We start from the raw sequence: 18,200 nt of genomic DNA on the forward strand, positions 1-18,200 counted from the left end.
ACTATGATATTAGGGCCGGGTCGTTTTTAAGTCTAGTTTTTTAAAGTGATACCAAACGCCCAAAAGGGATACCAGCGCGGTAATCAAGAAAAAAATTACGCTAATACCTACGGATATATTTTCATTTAGTCCTAAAAACGATGCGCCATAGAAGAACGTGGCTTCCCTGCTTCCAATACCTCCAATGGTCAATGGAATTACCGATACAATGGAAGAAATTAGAAAAATGACCAAGTACGCAACTTGATGTAGTGCAATTCCCAACGATTTCATGATAAACCAAACGGCAACAAGCTGTGTTAGCTGTACCATGGCAGAGTAGCTTACCGATTTCCAAAAGACGGGTAGGGCATACCTGAAGAATTGCCGGTTAAGCAGGTAAAAGACACCAACAGACAGCGGAACCGCCAAGATGAACAAGGTTTTTAAAGGGGCAATAGATTCGATTTCAAGGTATGCCAAAAGTCCGCAGGCGTATACGAACAAGAGCAGTAGACCGCTCAAACGATCAAGTACCAGTATGCTCACCACTTTTTTGGTAGGTACGTCAAATTTCTTTTTTATCGCATAGCCTTTATAGGCATCACCACCAATACCTCCGGGTAAAAAGAGGTTGTAGAACATGCCCAAGGCATAGAGTTTTAGGTTGCTTTTTTGGGTAAGGAATACCTCTAATTGATGAAAATAAAGATTAAGCCTAAAGGAAGCGATTACTTTGGAGAAAAGAAATAGCGCCAATGCCAGAACAAGATAATAAGGGTTGCTGCTGCGAAGGGTGTTCCCTATCTCCCGTACATCTATCTTTGAGAAAATAAAATAGATGAGGACTCCGCTTACAAGTAGCTTTATCGCGGTAGCTATCGCTTTATTGGGCCGTGCCACCTATGCTAACTTTTTTAACTCTGTAGGGTCGTTTGTTCTGCGACTCGTAATAAGTGCGGATCAACAGCTCCATAACAATGCCAATGGTGAACAATTGTATTCCCGCCAAAATGAACATCATTCCGAACATTAGCAAAGGCCGGGTTCCAATATCCTCTCCAAAACCGATTTTTATTACTAGTAAGTAAACATTGATAAGGATACCCAAGAGAATCAACAAGAAACCGAAAATTCCAAAAAGGTGTATGGGGCGCTGGAAATATTTACGGATAAAAAGGAGCAGCATCATATCGGCCACCACCTTAAAGACCCTTTCTAGTCCGTATTTGGACACACCGGCATGCCTCGCATGGTGCTTTACCGGTACTTGTTTGATCTGAGCACCTTCCAAATGTGCCAGCAGGGTAATAAAACGGTGCATTTCTCCGTACAGGTTCAGGTCCTTTGCAATATCTTTCGTAAATACTTTTAGCGCACAACCGTTATCTTTTATGTCCAATTTGGTGACCCTTCGTACCAAAAAGTTAGCGATTTTGGAAGGTATTTTTTTTACAAGCGAATCTTTTCGTTTTTGGCGTATGCCCGTAATAAGGTCAAACTCCCCGCTCATGGCATAGGATAACATTTCGGGAATATCGCTAGGATCGTTTTGCAGGTCACCGTCCATGGTAATGATATACTCGCCCTCCGCATAATCTATACCCGCTGCTAAGGCCAAACTTTGTCCGTAGTTTTTTTTCAGTTCGATAAGATGTACTTTGTCGTCCTGCATTTCCTTTACCACCTGTTTAGTGCGATCGGTAGAAAAGTCATCGATATATATGATCTGGTAGTTATACCCGGCCAAGCTTTCATGGATTTTTTGGGTCAAAAGCACCGCATTGTCTTCTTCGTTGTATAAAGGTACTACGACTGACAATAAGGATGAAGTAACAATGTCCATTAGGCTATATTTGGATTGGCTGCAAAGTTATGTTTTTTATACCTAAGTTGAATCGGATTTAAAATTCACCACTAGAATACACCAATTCAATAGGTTGAAGTCCGTTAGCTTACTGCGACACCAATTTTTTATTGATTCTGCTGCTCGCAATTTTGGAAGCTATAATGCCCAAAACCAAAATAGTCACTAAAACAATGGCCACATTTATGAGCTGATATTCTACCGGATAGGCCAAGGTGGGAGTAATTTTCAGCCATTCAAAGGCAAGTTGGGACCAGATCAATAACGAACCCAACAGTACGCCTATGACCCCGCCCACACCCGTAACCAAAATACCTTGCACAAAATAGATACGGCGCAGCGCCTTTATTGTGGTGCCAAGGCTGTAGAGTGTTTTTGAGTTTTGCTGTTTGTCCAAAATCATCATAATTATAGCACCCACAACGTTGAAGAGGGCAATAATGAGTACTAAGGTAAACACAAGGTAGGTAGCCAAATTTTCGGTATTCAGCATTTTATACAAGGTACCGTTCAGTTCCTGTCTGTTTTTGAGAACGACCATATCGTCAAGACTTGTTAGTATAGCCTCCCTAACCGATGTTTCGCTGGCTCCTTCCGTCAATTTAAAATTGATGCCCGAGTATTGATTGGGTTCCTTCTCCAAAAGTGCCTGAGCCAAGGGTAAGTGCGCAAACACATATTTATTGTCCAGATCTGCCTCTACGGCATAAACACCGCCGATAACTATGGGGAGTTGATTGTAAATGGAACTTGCACTGCCCATGCTTTGGGACGAAAGAGAACCTTCTCCAGGTTTAATGGCATAAATGCGCATAGGGCTCCTGAACTGGTTAACAGTGACACCCAGATTGTTAAGTATACCGATACCGGAAACGGCCTGGTCCTCGTTTATGGTCCAATCGCCATAATAAATGGTGCTGTCCACCCCTGTTACTTTGGTGTAGTTGGAATCTATTCCCTTTAGATAAGCGATTTGATTTTTACCTCGGTGTTCCAGTAACACTTTTTCTTCAATTTCTTTGGCGTAGGACGCGATGCCTTTTATGGATGCAAGTTTGGCTTCCTGCTCAGGACTTATGGAGAAAAATTTTCCGGTCGTTGGGATTGCCTTCAGTTCAGGGTCAAAGGATTTGGTAAAGGAAAGACTGAAGGTTTTTAACCCTGCAAAGCCGGATAATACAATAAACAGGGCGGCGGAACCAATAACAATAACCAAAAATGTAATAAAATTGATAATGTTCACAGCGTTTTGGCTGCTCTTGGAGCGAACGTAGCGTTTGGCTATGTAGAGGGAAAAGTTCAACCCTTAGGATTTTTTTCTTTTTTCCAACAAGTCCCTGTTCTCAATAGGGTTTTCCTTCCCTTCCAGCGACTTTTCAATCTTTTCTATATAGTCAAGCGAATCGTCCAGGTAAAACAGTAATTCCGGTACACGGCGCAGTTGGTTTCGGGTACGTTGGCTAAGCTCATGCTTAATCAAGGGTTGGTTGGATTTGATGCCTTCCAACAATTCGGCAGCCTTGTCATTCGGGAAAATACTTACGTATACCTTTGCAATAGAAAGGTCCGTGGTAACGGTAACCTTACTTACCGATATCAAGGTGCCTTTAAGTCCACCATCAAGGGCCGCTTTCTGAAGAATATCTACAATATCCTTTTGGATGACTCCCCCTATTTTCCGTTGTCTTTGCGTTTCCATGCTACAAAAATACGTAGAATAGTACGTATTTTCGTAAAATGTAACGAAAGCATCTTCAAAATAGAATTTATGTTGAAAAGATGCTGAAACAAATGCAGCACAAGTGAAGAAAATAGAACATATAGGCATTGCCGTAAAAGACTTGGAAGCATCCAATGCGTTGTACGAAAAATTATTGGGCGTAGCGCCCTACAAGGAAGAGGAGGTGGTTTCCGAGGGTGTGAAGACCTCTTTTTTTAAAAGTGGTCCCAATAAAATAGAATTGCTGGAAAGTACCGGTACAGACGGTCCAATAGCCAAGTTTCTGGAAAAAAAAGGGGAGGGCGTACACCATATCGCTTTTGAGGTGGATGATATCGTTGCAGAAATAACCCGATTAAAAAAAGAAGGTTTTGTAGTCCTGAACGAGACGCCAAAAAGGGGGGCGGATAATAAATTGGTCGCTTTTGTGCATCCCAAGGGCACGCACGGCGTGTTGGTAGAATTGTGTCAAGAAATAGCGGAGGAAGTCTAAAGATTTGGCAGTTAGTAATTTAATCGGCTTAGACCGGTATTTGTAGTTTTAGATTAATTTTTTGCTTGTATCGGTTAAAAATAAGTGGTAATATTGCAACCGAAAATTGCGGGTGCTATAGCTCAGCTGGTTAGAGCACCTGACTCTCCCGAAAGCTTTCGGGACAGGGGGATTTTTTTGAAATAGAGTATTATTTGGTCCTATAGCTCAGCTGGTTAGAGCACCTGACTCTCCCGAAAGCTTTCGGGACAGGGGGATTTTTTTGAAATAGAGTATTATTTGGTCCTATAGCTCAGCTGGTTAGAGCACCTGACTCATAATCAGGGGGTCCATGGTTCGAGCCCATGTGGGACCACAAGGAGAAGTCTTGAAAAGACTTCTCCTTTTTTATGTACTTCCATGGCAAACACCTATATCCTATACAGCAAAACGCGCAAGAAATTCTACATAGGTGCCTGCAACAATGATGTCGCAAAAAGGCTGGAAAACCACAATACCGGTAAATATGGCGCGAACAGCTTTACTGCAACGGCAAATGACTGGGAACTGTTTTTGAAATTCGATTGCAGGGACTACTCGCATGCGGTACGGCTTGAGCGGAAAATAAAATCCATGAAAAGCAGCAAATATATCGGCAACCTTTTGAAGTACCCCGAACTAAGAAAGAAAATCCTTTTGGAGACAGGCGGTTCCTGACTCTCCCGAAAGCTTTCGGGACAGGGGGTCCATGGTTCGAGTCCTTGTCGGAATACAGTTTAAAGAAATCCAATCTATTCGGTTAGGTTGGATTTTTTGACAAGGATGGGTGGTTAGCTTGATGTATCAGGACCACATATTGTGTAGTATGTATATTGTTATCAATTTTATAGGAAAAATAAGTGCTTATTTAGTTAAAATACAGTTGTTTATGAATGGATTACTTCGTTTTGGCCTTGTGGTTAAAGCGTACAGATGTTCTGTATGTTTTCGTTCATAGATTCTGGTTGATCATAGATTCAACAAGAATACCATTTTTTTTGTCTTTAAAGGAAAACGCTCGTACCTCGGCTAAAATTCCATGTAGTGCCCCCCTGTATCTAGGGTTTCCAATGAGCATACCCCCTTTTTCTTGAGCCTTATAGGTAAGATGGTATACTTTGCTTAAGAAATAGAATTGCGCGTAACGGTCGTCATTTTCAAGAAAGGGCTCAATATTGCGTTGGAAGTCCCTTAAATTCGCAAAAATTCTTTGGTGGTTACCGTTTAAACTATGAATGCTATTTTCGGCGCTCAAGATTGTTTGATAAACGACTACATCCTCGATATTTTCATAACTACTTTCGGTGATAAAAGTTTTTTTCAATGGTGCCAACATTGTAAGTGCCTTTCTCGGGTTTGAAATCATTAGCGCATTTGCGTCCAAAATAGTGGCGTATGAATCATTTGGTAGTTTGGATTGGGCAGAACTATAAATAGGACATAAGAGTAGAACTAATAAAGTTAGCCTTACTTTATAGTTTGCATACTTTTGAAAGATAGATTGCTTTTTCATTAACTCTTTTTTTAAATTATATCTTCATACGTATTTGACTTCTATCATTCTACAAGAGAAATTGCTATTTATAAGTTCATTACAATACTTTATATCACTTGGTATTCCATTTTTTTTAAACCAATTTGCTAGGGAGAATGATTGAGAAAATACCAGTCAGACTTGGGTCAAAACCTAATTAGTTTTAAAATTGAATATAGGGGAAAACGATTTGTTGCCTTGGGAGTCAATGGTGTTTATTCTCCAATAATAGGTGGTTCCGGAGGTTAAGGTCAATGTCTCCGTATTATTTTCGGTATACGTAGCCAATAATGGTAGGTCGTTTTTGTTCGTACCAAAAAAAACTTCGTATGATAGAATGTCATTTTCCAAGTCTGTTGCATTCCATTCTAGCTTAGTATTTATAATGTCATTTAATTCGCTGCCGTTTTCTGGTGTCACAGCTTCAGCAGGGTACGGGGCATAATTGGTTGCGCCACCGCTACTGTTGTAAAAGCGCCAAGTAGTGCTATTGGCTGTATTATCCGTGTTCCTTGCTATGGATTCTACGTACCAACTGTAAGGGGTATTGTTCTTGACCCTTACAACTCTTTCATTCCGGAACGCATCTTCCGTTGTGGTTTCATTGGTATTTAAATCGGTGATGTAAAGTTTGTAACTGTCTGCGTTCTTGGCATCATTCCATCTGAACTCAACAAAAGCCTCCATAGGATTTGAAGTAGGACTGCTTTCCAAGCAGGCCTCATTGTTATTGGGGAACAATAAGGTTGCGGCCTCAGGTATGGGTATATTATTTTTTTGGTCGTCACCACCTTCCTCATTGGGATCAGAGCTGCTGCATGACAAGAGCAGGAGGGACAATAAAACGATCTTAAAAAGATATTTTAACATATAGATCATCTTTTTACAAGTTTATAATCAAGGTTTAGTTCAGGAGATTTTAAGTTCACGAAATAAATGCCCGTTGGAAGGGTTTTTGCGTCAAATTCCAGTTTTCCGTTTACTGCGGTTTCTTTCTGATGCAGAACAAGGGCACCATTTGCATTGTGCACGGTAAGTATAAAATTACGATTCTGGGAATGCGGGCCAATGTAAACTGAAACTGCTCCTTCTGAAACAGGGTTTGGAAACAGTCCAATGGGTCGTTCCACTAATATCTTTTCTTCAAATAAGCCCTGACAGTTCAGGCCACTACGCACGGTAATGGTATTATTGCCTGCCGTTATGGGCAGGGAAATGGTGGGCAATGAAGTGGTATAAGACTTTTCGTTGATGTTTATGAAGTACTGTGGTGCACCTTTTAGTGCCAAGGTTACCGTGTTGTCCATATCGTTCACTTTTGAGCTTACGCTTAGGGATTCTGGCTGGTTTATAGCCACTTCAAAACAACGCTCAAAATCAAATTGGCCTGGAACGGTTATGCAAAGCGTATAGTTGCCTACTTCCAGATCCGCAAATTCAGCTATATCCCGAAGGCCAACCTCTTCAAAGAAATCACTTTTTACTAAGGTCGCATTATAACTTTGTTCCAGCTTGGCCGTTATGGATATTTTGCCATCGCTTTTATCTATACAACTTACATCAGTTCCCAAGACAAGAAAATTATCGGCTGGCAAGGTGTATGGAAGGCAGTTGAGACCGCCATCGCTAATTTGCCAACCAAAATTCTCTATAATGCTATTTCTTGCTGCCTCACTTTCGCAATAAGTGGCATTGCCAGCACCAAAGGAAACGTTGGGTTGGAGTGTTAAATTAGACCAAGCCCTTAGTAGGGAATCGTAGTTTTCAATAGTCATTGATTGCGTTCCAAACATAAAGGACATATCGGTAGCGTTTGTAACGTTCCACGTGGCCAACGACTGGTTAAAACTAATTGCTCTGCTAAACATGGTGTCCATGAGCTCCACATTGGAAACATCCCAATCTGCCAAAGGTTGGTTAAATGCCCTTGCATTGTTGAACATGCCACCCATATCTTTTACGTTGGACACATTCCATTTATTTAAGGGTTGGTTAAAGCTCCTCGTGTCGGCAAACATATTCAACATCGACTCCACTTGAGCGGTATTCCAAGACTCAATATTTTGATTGAACTTTTCGGCATTTAAAAACAAGCCTTCCATATTGACTACATTACCAACATCCCAGTTGTCCAGAGGCTGGTTAAAATTCTCCGAGTTTAGGAACATTCCCAGCATTTCTGTTACATTGCCCACGTCCCAATCATTTAAGGGCTGATTGAAATTGTATTCCAGGCCACCGCCAAAAACAGGGCCAGGAGAGGAACCGAACATTAGGGACATGTTGATTACATTGCCCACATCCCAACCATTTAAAGGTTGATTGAAGTTTAACGCATCAAAAAACATCTCTTCCATGTTAACGACGTTGCGCACATCCCAGTCGTTAAGCGGTTGATCAAAGCTAACCGCACCGTAAAACATGCCATCCATCCTTGATATATTACCTACGTTCCAATTGTTCAGGGGCCTATTGAACGCACTGTCCGCGGCATCTGGCGGAATTAAACCAAAGGGGTCGCTGGCATCATCAATTTTAAACATTTGGCCCATATCGGTTACATTGCCAACATCCCAATTATTTAGGTCTTGATTAAAGGAGACGGCATTGCGAAACATGGCTCGAGTTGTGGTGTTGTTTGCAATATTCCAATTATCCAATGGCTGGTTAAATAGAATGGCTCCATCGAACATAAAGCTCATATCCGTTATTTGGCCAACATCCCATATATTTATGTTTTGGTTGAAAGAAGTGGCTTTACGAAACATGAAGGAGGTAGAAGTGGCACTGGAAACATCCCAGGCTGAGATGTCTTGGTTGAAAAGCGAACAGTCCATAAACATACGTTCAAAACCTGTTACACTGCTCACGTTCCACTTATCCATAGGTTGATCGTAACTGGAAGCTCCCCTAAACGTAGCATTCATATCTGTTACATTTCCAACATCCCAATCATTTATATCTTGGTTAAAAGATCTTGCATTGGCAAACATAGAATCCATACTGCTTACATTCTCTAAATTTGGCGCGTCCGTTGCTTTTAGAACCATGTTAAAGGCCCCATGGAAGGCTGATTCCATAGAGGTCCATTGGATATCACCCCATTGATCTATGGACAATAGTTTTTCACGAATTCTTCTGTTATTGTTCAAATAAAATCTTGGGAATGTACCACGGATTCTTACCGTATATGTTCCGGGAGTGGCGTAGGTGTGCGTGGCATCTCCGGTAAGCCCAAGGTCATCAAAAATACCGTCATTGTCCCAATCTACATCGTAATTGTAGCCTTCCCCTTCTGTTGGTATTATTATGGTGGCATCGCTGATGGCTGCTCCGGGGTTGTCCGTTTTCCAAGTGGTGACAAAGTCGTTGTTCGGGTCCGTTTGCGCGTTCATGTTTAAGGTTGTGATGCACATATAGAAAAAGAACAGCAATTTTTTGAGATAGGAATTTTCAGAGCTTGTGATCATAATTTTATTGTTTTGGGTAGCTGCTTTAAACTATTTAGCAAAAGCTTTATAACTTCTTCTTTTGCATATTGATCACCGCTGCACCTCCACTCCATTGGGCATATCCTTTAACACCGGATATTGGCTGCTGGTACCAAAATCCCATAGGGCAGGGTCCCAATCTGCATAGATTCCGGTATTGCTAGTGGGTGATTGCAGTTGGGCAGTGGTGAGGCCAATGGCTTCGCCTTCCGAGGTGTTGAGCATGTTTGTGTCTGTATTCCAATAGTTGGTCTCATTAATGGAATTGATTAGGTTGGTTTCGTTGACACCCACCAAGGCTCCATTTGAGCTTTCCAGACCGCCATTGACGCTACCTATACTATAAGAAGAGGTTAGTATTGTGCTTCTTGCAGTCCCTAAAAGTCCGCCTAAATATTCGCCGTTAAAAGCATTATTTACGTTTCCAGTAGCATAACAAGAAGTTATTGTGCCTTGACCATTGGAGCCAATTAAACCACCCGCTGAGGCCCGTCCTTCATTTTTTGTGTTGATTACGTTTCCTCTAGCAAAGCAAGAACTTAATTCCGTTGCTGAAGAGCCTCCAATAAGTCCACCAGTACGAAGCGTGCCGGTTACGTTTCCTATTGCATACGAGTTATTGATTGTAATATCATAGCTGTTAGGTGTGGCGTCCACGGCTATTAAACCGATTAGACCACCTACTTCCCAATTGCCTTTAACATTTGCTTCTGAAAAACAATTATTAACCGTTATTAAGTTTGAAACGGGAGGATTTATCTGGTTGTCAATATAAAATATGGAACCTATTAGGCCCCCAACGGAGCCACTCCTAAAAGTACTTGTTCCTATCTGTAGGTCAATCCCATTGACTTCTCCAAAAGAACTACAGTTGCTTATGGAAATACCACCAAAACTACCAACTAGCAAACCTATACCGTTTCTGCCTTCTACCGACCCGCTAACAACACAATCTTCAATTATACCAATTGAAGTGCCGACTAAACCACCTACGCTAAAAGATTCAGTGGTGATGGAGACGTTTTCAATAGTTAGGTTTCTTATAATTGAGTTTGCTCCTGCAGCACCAAAGAGCCCGGAAGACCTAAAGTCTTCAGTATTATTGATGTATATATTGCTAATGGTAAAACCGTTACCCTCAAAAACACCATCGAACTCGGTGAATGAGTCATCAGAAGAAAAACCTATAGGCTCCCAACCCTTACCCGTTGTATAACTTTCCAACAGGCTGGGGTCGTCATAATGGTCGGGATTTTCAAAATCAAAATCTTCGGTGAGCTCAAAGCCTGTGAATTCATTTTTTGCAAGCCCCGCCATTTGTTTACCGGTGGTGTTGGGGTCATTGCGCATGACATTTAAGCCGTCTATGCTGAAAATTTCAATGAGGCCATCGCCATCATCGTCCACATCATCTTCGTCCGGGATGCCGTCATTATCGGTGTCCAAGGGAAGGTTTTCGCCGCCTTGGGCATCGTCGTCATTGCCGGGCTGCTCGGTTTGGTCCGGGAGTTCGGGTGCTGTTTCCGTGTCACTGGAACAGGATGTCAATTGAATAATAAGTAAAGTTGATAATAGGTGTTTTAGGTTTAGGAACGGTCTTTTTTTCATGTTGTCACTTTTAAGCTGTGTAGGTTTTCTAGATTAGTTTTCAACTCTATGACTTACTATCCTAATTGGAAAGAAAATCTGAACTTAATACTTGTAGTTCTAAAAATAAACATTTAAAGTATTTTGTCTTGTGTATAGGTTTAAAAAAATCTTGTTTGCAACTGTTGATCAATATCATAATATTACTTACAATTACTAGTTTTTAATAGTTCAGGTTTTTATTAGGACAAGAGATGCTATGAAAATTAACTTGTGTTTTTGCAATTTTGAGCAATACCAACCAACATCCCATTACTATCCCTACCGGACTCTGTTAATATGCCTGCGATCCCTTTTTTGATATAAGCTTTAAATATAAGAGAACCTTTAAGGAAATTTGGGCAAGTTCCCGGAACAGCCCCAAAAACAATGGATAGAAATAGGTTGCCACCAAGATGCCCATGAAGATCTGAAAACCTTTGAACGGTGCTTGTATTGCAGCTATAAATGCTGCTAGAATTCCTACAGGATAGGCAATAGCGATAAGGGCATCAAAAATACTTACAAACCATACGTATAGAGGAAACTCCTCTAAAAGGTTGCTTTCCTCGGTGTCTCCCGCTTTAGCATTGGAAAGGGATGTTAATGCATTCTTATATATCTTGAACGGTATGGTCAAGGGCTTTACAATGAGTAATTCCAATACTCTTAGTATTACTTTCAGGGGATCTATTTGTTTTATGTCCATATTAGTGATTAAAATTAGTTACAGTCAGATTTAGTTTGCATAAGGATTTTGGCAAAACTTGCTTTTTCCTCCATTTCACTATATTTTTCGTTCATTTCGCGTTTCATTTTAGCAGCTTCAGCAATCAATTCTTGCATTTCTTCGGTATTGGACATATCTCCAGAAAATGCTTTTTGTTGTAATTTTTCTACTTTACACTGCAAGTCTACCATTTTTTTGGCATCTCTTTCCATTGAGCTACCACAACTGATGAGAAACAATGTGGTAAAAAATACTGCGGTAAATCTTCGTGTTTTCATTGGTTTTGTTTTTGTAATTATAAATACATCATCTTTTAGATAAAGTGTTTAAAGCTTGTTAACTGCGCTTAGTTATGTTGTGGCATTATCGAAAAAAGCATCCTGTTATAACTGCAATATGCGTACCCAAATAAATTCCGGGATAGGCCGTTTTACTTGTATATTGGATTATAAAGATTGGTTACTGAATAGAAAAGTCGAATACTGATTGGTTGTCCCTGCCGGCCGGAACACGTCCTTGGTACATAAAGGCATATTCTCCTGGCTCTAAATAATCCGGAGAAACTTCGAATTTATTGCCTTCAATTTCTTCGATTTGAAAATGAAGTGCAAATCTAGGATCTATACCCTGACTTTCTGTTAGTGCGCTACTTTTTCCCACAACCACCTCTCTTAAATTCTTTTTATCCTTAACGGTTAACTTTATCAATACAAACTCATTTGGGTTGCTGGCCACTCGGAACCACCAATCCGGTATCATAACCGTACCACTACCTGCCTGTCCCGTTTGCATATTATCTACACCTGCGCTAGAGGGGTCAAAAACGAAGGTGAATTTTGGCCTATTGTTTCGTATAGCGTTACTTGAACGTGTTTTTGGCAATGTTGCTTTTTTCTTGGAATTAATGAAGCCGGATACTAATTTCTGCGCAACGCTGTTATTGCTCGTTCCGGAAAATACGGTAGGCTGTATTAATTCTAACTCGTCATCATCGGATAAGAAGTAGATACCTGTTTTAGATTTTGTGTTTTGTCGCGATTTTATCATCATCAACGATATAACTTCCGAGGAAACCCCTTTCTTTTTTAAACCAGACAATGCTTTTATAGATGTGTCGAACTTCACATCAGAAGTGTTGATTTTATCTATGATCATAAAATCATCAAAACCCAAATTTTGCATTTCTAAAACTGTTTTGTTGGTAATGGTTTCTTGTGCAAAAACCGATGATAGGGATAGTAGAGCGAGTAGGGTAAATAAGTAAAGGTTTCTTGTATTCATTTTTCTTGTGTTATAATTATTGATAGTCTAAAAAAGGAGCAGGATTTGTCCTTGAATTATTTTTATTTAATATGGCGGTTTGTATTGGTTATATGTCGTCCGAATCATACATTGATCTGCATTTGTTATGTAAAGATCGTCCGGGTCGCCTTTGTTGTCTAACACTAAACCTGCCCATTGGAAGTTTTTAATGGCAAGGCTATCCGTTTGGCCGCTTAATGAAACGGCGGTATCTACCAAGACAGACTCGCCCATTCTAGGCTTACTTACCAAAAAAACGGAAAAGTTGTTATTGGCTCCAGAGATAAATGAACCTGTGCCAACCGTAAGCTGATCTCCACCTTCTATTTGAAAATCGATTGTTAGTGCTTCATTGTTATGATTGGAAAATATAAGTGTTTGGTCCGCGAAAATATTGCCTACCGTATCCGTTGCTAAGGTGCTGGCTTTAAGAATAAAAGGAGAAATGGTATAGGTGCCCTCAATGTTTGGGGGATTGACACCCGTGTTTAGTAAAAAACCTAAATTTTGTAGTGAGTTTAGTAGCTCTGATGTATAAAAGGTTTCAATATCCTCTTGTGTTCCTCTAAATACGTCTTCTGTTTCGTTTTCCGTTTCTTTTTTGGAACACCCTACAAATAGGCTAATAAGAATAATCAATAGGCTATGTTGGCTGCAAATCTTCATTCATTAAGCTTTAGAACAAACTTAATGCTACGTGTTAATAGTTTCTTACGGGTTTCCGTAACTATGTGCGTTAGAATGTAATTTTTGGATGAGAGGGGTAAAAGGATAGATGAAATGCACTGTTATTAAATACTTTTACTTCGTATAATTTTTAAATATCAACTTGGACCTTATAAGAAAACGATGGGAATTCATATCAACTTTTAACAAAAGTTATTTCATAATCGATTTGGTCAGGCGTACGCCAAAAAATTATCATTTCTTCTGTTGAAAAAGAAAGCACTTTCCAATTGATCAGGGATGTGCTAAAGCCTTCACTTTCGCGGATTTCTCCAAAAAAGGTACTATTTATTTTTTGGTACGTTTCGGTAAGTATAATCGTATTGTCTTCAATAGACCAGTTGCCGGAAGTAAACGAATCAAAGGCTTCGTTTTTATAATTGGTGATGGCACAATTATTTGAAATGTCTATCTGCACCCGGCTGTGGGTATAGTTTTCATTTTGGTCATATACATTGGTAGGTTCAAAGCTTATGTCAAAACCTATGAATGTTTGGCATTCTTCTACAATAGTGCTAGGCGTATCATTGCATCTTATAGTTTCTTGAACATCGAATTCAAAGCAATTTTTGTCTCCTAAGACTAATATTGCATTTTGTTGGTTACTTGCTTCGTTAACCTTGGCTGATTCCCAAGTCCATTTGCCTATCAGGGTTTGGTTGGAAAGTGTCTCGGATCGGGATTCAGTTTCGCTTTCATTTGTACAACTAGTAAAGAGTAGAAGTATTAACAATAAAATTATTGATGCTTTCATTTGAAATTTTAAAAAAGTACAGTGTCAAAAAACTTTTTTTAGTTTTATCTGATGTAGAAAGTCCTAAAACCAGTCTCTGCATCGTTATCCCCAATTTCTCTACCATATTGAAAAATTTCATCATCGATCAAGACATTTCTAAATATCGTTAATCTGCCTTCGCCTGCATCTCTTTCATTGGTGACTAAACCAGAGTTATAATTATAGGTTTCTATAAAATAATCAACTAAGTTTAGTGTATTGGTTTCTTGATCGTAAGACCAATTACCTCTAATCAGTGCTGTTCGTTCGTCTTCAACTATAACAGGACTACAATCTACGTCTGAGGCTTCAAAATCTAATTCTTCGCCAAAGCTTTTTCTAGTGAAAGTAAAACTTCCGTCTTCATTAAAACTGAAGTTCCTAAATTCTTCCGTACGGCACCAAGTGAAATCAAAAGTTCGCTCATCTTTACAAAACCAATCTTCAAAATCGTTACATTGCTCTTCACCAACAGGAAGTACTTTAGTCTCCTCGGTTAAAGAGTAAAGTTCGGTTTTCTCAAAGTTCCAATTTCCAATGAGTGTATCGTTTCCTCCCCAATTTAATATCGTAACGCACACATCCTGAGATCCACTGATATTTCCTGCATCGTCAAAAACACAAATGATATAGCAAAATTCTCCAGGTTCAATGTTGGATGTAAAATCAATATCAATGGTAGCGGCGTTTTCGTCTTTGGAAGTTGTGTTATTGCTTTCGGCGTAATACTGTTTATTTAAGTCGCTCCAAAAATAAGGTGTAGTTGAAACTTTTCCGCTCGAATTTGATTCAAAATCAACTTTGTAATAACTATCGGAAATACCACCGCCCTTAGTTTTGAATTGAATGTATGCACCAGAGATATCTGCGTTGGAATCTACAATAACAGAAAAACCTTCGTTTAAAAGTGCTTTATTGTCCGTATCTAAAAGGATCATTGAAATTACCTCATTCGGGGCAGGAAGGCTTCCATTTATTTTTTGACTTTGTACAATTATTACATTATCTGTAATAGTATTGGCTTCTTCAGAAATTATAGGTTCTTCCACTATGGGGGTCTCATCTACCGATTCTTCCTTGGTTTCTATTCCTTCTGTATTTCTATCCTCAATGGTCGGAGTGTCTTCTTTGCCGCAGGATGTGAACATAAAAATAACTGCCAAAAATATGTATAGCCGTTTTGTCATTTTAGAAATATTTTTCATGGTTAAATCAAACCTAAAGGATATAAAGCACTATCTCTTACGGTTTTCCGTAAAAACTCTGAATACATTTAATAATTTAGCTAAAGGGTAACAAAAAAGGATGAAATACATCTTTATACCCACCCAAGATCCTTGCTTAATGCAACAAGTTGAATCACATTTTTGGCATTAAGTTCTACCTTTAAGCGGTTAAGGCGTTTTTCAATGGAACTCATGCCGTTTGGCTGTATGTTCTTTTTTTTAAATAGTTCCGAAATTTCTTTTTGGCTGTACCCATTGGAAAGGTGTTTTAACAACTCTATATCATATTCCTCAATTTCAAAGACGTCCTTGCCCACCATAAAACCATTGAGTCCCGGTGATATATAGGTGGTATTTTGCGCAACCGTATGTACGGCCTCTACCAAATCTTTGAGGCCTGTTCTTCCTTTTGCCACATACCCATCTATTCCGTTGGCGTTAAAAAGGGACTTTATGCGTACGTTTCGGTCTTCAACCGAGTACATAATAGTTTTTAAAGTGGGTTGTTTGGTTTTTAACACTTTTACAAGTGCATCGCCAGTATTGATTTTATGGCCTCTATGGTCCCTTTTAAAGGAAAGGTCCGTTATTAATAGGTCAAACGGTGCATTGTCTTGTATCGCTTTTAGAAATTTTAAATACGCATCATCACAATAAAGCGATTGCTGTACTTCTTGTATCGATGTTTCCTGTTTAAGCATTTGTGTTATTCCAAACCCTATACTGTCTAAATCCTCGACCACCAATACTTTTTTAAACATATTATGGACTTAAATAGGAAAAGAAATGGTAATTTTTGTTCCTTTTCCAAGTTCGGAATCAAAACTAATTGTTCCGTTCAAGTTTTTTATACGGGTTTCCGTATTGGATAAACCAAGACCTTTGTTAAAAGGTGTTTTTAACCCCTTTCCATTATCTGCATATCCTATGGCAAGTTTCTTTCTTACCTGCTTAAAGCTGATAGAAGCCACACTGGCTCCACTATGTTTTTTCATGTTGACCAGAAGTTCGTTCAACACACGGTATAGGGTGATTTTTATTTCGTCCTCAAGATTTTTCCATTTTATGGTGTTGAAGTCTTTTAGGGCTATGACCGTATCATCGTTCCTAAATTGGGAGAGTAGTTTTTTAAGTTCATCGGTGTAGTTTAGCGTATCTATACCTCCCGTTTCATGAGATATATCCCTGGTACGGTTATAAATATTTTCCAATCTGTCCAAGACACTTGTTTTTTCAAAATTCTTGGTATGCTCCATACTTGTCATAAGTCCGTAGAGGTCGTTGGCCAATTCGTCATGCACCACTTTTGAAATCCGTTTTTCAGTACGGTATATTTCCTGTAATTTTTCTTTTTGGTGGCGTTGTTTTAAATAATAAAACATAGAAAAGCTTACCAGAAGCATTACGACAAACAAAACAAGCAACAGGATTTTTTGGGTCTGCTGTCGTATCAAGGTTGCCTTCTGCTCCGCGGTTTCCGCTTTAAATGTAAGTAGCTGCTCTTTTTCCTGCTGATCTTGGTATTTTAGGTACGCAAATTGATTTTTGGAACTAAGTCTATTTTTAGTGATACTGTCGTTTAGCGTTAAAAATCTTGGAATTAGGTCCAATGCCGTTGCTTTGTTTTTTGTTAAGAGGTTTTGGATCGCCGATAGTTCTGCATTTGGATTTTTGATCAAACGGGAAATCTGAATAAGGGAATCTGCATAAAATCTACCTTTTGGATCCTTTACGTCCAAATAATAATCCATAAATCCCGAATAGCTGGATAATAGGCCCCATGTATCCTTGGCCTTTTTTCTAATGCCCAAGGATTCTGTAAATTTTCCAATAGGATTTGTGCCATAAAGTTTCCACTCACAAAAAGCAAGGTTATGTTGAAACCTGGCCTTTTCGGTCATCTCAATAGTATCCGGTAAGTTTTTTAGTAGTTCTTTAAATAGGGTTATGGCCTTTTCATACTGGCCATTTTCTTGGTACAACAACGCAAGGTTATTAGTGTAAAGTGCTTTGTTTTCTGTGTTTGAATCTATTGAAATTGCTTTTCTATAATACTTTTCAGCATTCAAAATGTCAGCTAGCCGAGAGAAATTGTGTGCCAGTTCGTTCATAGCTATGGCTGTGTAAGATGCATTGTTGATAGGGTCCAAATAGGGGATTGCTTCGGTTATGGTTTGTTTGGAACTGTGGTAATCGGCCAAGCGAAATTGTATCTTTCCCATTTCGAGCAACTTTCTGCCTACCTGTAGACTATCGTTCAGTTCCTTGTACGATTTCTGGGCTAAGTCGTAGTAATAGTAAGCGCTGTCAGTACTGCCGGTAATCCTATGGTCATAGGCCAGATATGATCGGGCCTTTGCTATGTATTCCCTATACGGTGTTTTGCTTGAATATTTGAGTAGTAGTCTGTCATAAAATAAAACGGAATCTTGTTGACCTAACGAGTCGTGAGTTTTGGAACGAAGTAAGATATTGTTTAAAGTTTGCTTGGTTATTTGTGTAGAATCTAGCTGTGCTAGAAAAGTGAGTAGTTTGCCGGAATCCTTGCTATTTTCCATAGGCTGAAGATGCCAGGCATTGCCGTTGGCTTGCAGAGCGTCAACTTTAGCATCCTTACAGGAAAGGTTTACAAACAGTATCCAAAAGGAGAACAGGGATGCCAGGATGGCGGGTATTTTATTTTTGGTTGGCATAGCAGGACATCGTTTAAGGC

General features: G+C 39.5%; 18 protein-coding genes and 1 tRNA gene. 3 read left to right on the forward strand and 16 right to left on the reverse strand.

Annotated elements, in window-relative coordinates:
- Positions 1–9: 9 nt before the first annotated feature.
- The 4 genes from ACFQZJ_RS06070 to rbfA all read right to left on the reverse strand — a co-directional run bounded on the left by ACFQZJ_RS06070 (position 10) and on the right by rbfA (position 3,545).
- Entirely contained in the window at positions 10–882 is an 873-nt protein-coding gene (locus ACFQZJ_RS06070) for a lysylphosphatidylglycerol synthase transmembrane domain-containing protein (RefSeq protein WP_379933035.1), read from the reverse strand.
- Positions 866–1,825: a glycosyltransferase family 2 protein gene (locus ACFQZJ_RS06075; protein ID WP_379933036.1), complete on the reverse strand. Its 960-nt coding sequence runs from the start codon at positions 1,823–1,825 to the stop codon at positions 866–868. Before ACFQZJ_RS06075 ends, ACFQZJ_RS06070 begins: the two co-directional genes overlap by 17 nt.
- A 109-nt stretch (positions 1,826–1,934) precedes the next feature.
- Positions 1,935–3,149, reverse strand: coding sequence for an ABC transporter permease (locus tag ACFQZJ_RS06080; RefSeq protein WP_379933038.1), 1,215 nt, complete (start codon positions 3,147–3,149; stop codon positions 1,935–1,937).
- A gap of 3 nt (positions 3,150–3,152) precedes the next feature.
- Positions 3,153–3,545, reverse strand: coding sequence for a 30S ribosome-binding factor RbfA (gene rbfA, locus ACFQZJ_RS06085; protein ID WP_379933040.1), 393 nt, complete (start codon positions 3,543–3,545; stop codon positions 3,153–3,155).
- A 103-nt stretch (positions 3,546–3,648) separates the two neighbouring features.
- Here rbfA and mce point away from each other — a divergent pair, with 103 nt between their 5' ends.
- The 3 genes from mce (at position 3,649) to ACFQZJ_RS06100 (ending at position 4,755) form a co-directional block, all read left to right on the forward strand.
- Complete coding sequence (mce, locus tag ACFQZJ_RS06090) at positions 3,649–4,059, forward strand: methylmalonyl-CoA epimerase (RefSeq protein WP_379933042.1); 411 nt, start codon at positions 3,649–3,651, stop codon at positions 4,057–4,059.
- A gap of 281 nt (positions 4,060–4,340) precedes the next feature.
- Positions 4,341–4,414 (forward strand) — tRNA-Ile (locus ACFQZJ_RS06095).
- A 44-nt stretch (positions 4,415–4,458) separates the two neighbouring features.
- Entirely contained in the window at positions 4,459–4,755 is a 297-nt protein-coding gene (locus tag ACFQZJ_RS06100; RefSeq protein WP_379933043.1) for a GIY-YIG nuclease family protein, read from the forward strand.
- 274 nt (positions 4,756–5,029) lie between these two features.
- On the opposite strand, the gene ACFQZJ_RS06105 is transcribed toward ACFQZJ_RS06100, so the two are convergent.
- The 12 genes from ACFQZJ_RS06105 to ACFQZJ_RS06160 all read right to left on the reverse strand — a co-directional run bounded on the left by ACFQZJ_RS06105 (position 5,030) and on the right by ACFQZJ_RS06160 (position 18,180).
- The gene (locus ACFQZJ_RS06105; RefSeq protein ID WP_379933045.1) at positions 5,030–5,590 is read right to left on the reverse strand and encodes a hypothetical protein; all 561 of its coding nucleotides are present in this window, start codon (positions 5,588–5,590) and stop codon (positions 5,030–5,032) included.
- 174 nt (positions 5,591–5,764) lie between these two features.
- Positions 5,765–6,481: a hypothetical protein gene (locus ACFQZJ_RS06110; protein WP_379933047.1), complete on the reverse strand. Its 717-nt coding sequence runs from the start codon at positions 6,479–6,481 to the stop codon at positions 5,765–5,767.
- 5 nt (positions 6,482–6,486) lie between these two features.
- Complete coding sequence (locus tag ACFQZJ_RS06115; RefSeq protein WP_379933049.1) at positions 6,487–9,081, reverse strand: BspA family leucine-rich repeat surface protein; 2,595 nt, start codon at positions 9,079–9,081, stop codon at positions 6,487–6,489.
- 72 nt (positions 9,082–9,153) lie between these two features.
- Entirely contained in the window at positions 9,154–10,710 is a 1,557-nt protein-coding gene (locus tag ACFQZJ_RS06120; RefSeq protein WP_379933051.1) for a GLUG motif-containing protein, read from the reverse strand.
- A 313-nt stretch (positions 10,711–11,023) separates the two neighbouring features.
- Entirely contained in the window at positions 11,024–11,437 is a 414-nt protein-coding gene (locus tag ACFQZJ_RS06125) for a hypothetical protein (RefSeq protein ID WP_379933053.1), read from the reverse strand.
- Positions 11,438–11,451: 14 nt separating this feature from the next.
- A complete protein-coding gene (locus ACFQZJ_RS06130) occupies positions 11,452–11,736 on the reverse strand; it encodes a hypothetical protein (protein ID WP_379933054.1) in 285 nt (94 codons plus the stop codon).
- A 181-nt stretch (positions 11,737–11,917) separates the two neighbouring features.
- On the reverse strand, positions 11,918–12,739 hold the full coding sequence (locus ACFQZJ_RS06135) for a hypothetical protein (RefSeq protein WP_379933055.1): 822 nt from the start codon (positions 12,737–12,739) through the stop codon (positions 11,918–11,920).
- Positions 12,740–12,805: 66 nt separating this feature from the next.
- Positions 12,806–13,426 (reverse strand): hypothetical protein, encoded by a 621-nt coding sequence (locus ACFQZJ_RS06140; RefSeq protein WP_379933057.1) that lies wholly within the window; start codon positions 13,424–13,426, stop codon positions 12,806–12,808.
- Between the two features lie 196 nt (positions 13,427–13,622).
- Positions 13,623–14,240, reverse strand: coding sequence for a hypothetical protein (locus ACFQZJ_RS06145; protein ID WP_379933059.1), 618 nt, complete (start codon positions 14,238–14,240; stop codon positions 13,623–13,625).
- A 44-nt stretch (positions 14,241–14,284) separates the two neighbouring features.
- Complete coding sequence (locus ACFQZJ_RS06150) at positions 14,285–15,466, reverse strand: hypothetical protein (RefSeq protein WP_379933060.1); 1,182 nt, start codon at positions 15,464–15,466, stop codon at positions 14,285–14,287.
- Positions 15,467–15,579: 113 nt separating this feature from the next.
- Positions 15,580–16,248 (reverse strand): DUF5932 domain-containing protein, encoded by a 669-nt coding sequence (locus ACFQZJ_RS06155; RefSeq protein WP_379933062.1) that lies wholly within the window; start codon positions 16,246–16,248, stop codon positions 15,580–15,582.
- Between the two features lie 9 nt (positions 16,249–16,257).
- Positions 16,258–18,180 (reverse strand): tetratricopeptide repeat protein, encoded by a 1,923-nt coding sequence (locus tag ACFQZJ_RS06160; RefSeq protein WP_379933063.1) that lies wholly within the window; start codon positions 18,178–18,180, stop codon positions 16,258–16,260.
- Positions 18,181–18,200 lie beyond the last annotated feature (20 nt).

The organism is Maribacter chungangensis (genome assembly GCF_042676845.1).
Lineage (GTDB): Bacteria > Bacteroidota > Bacteroidia > Flavobacteriales > Flavobacteriaceae > Maribacter > Maribacter chungangensis.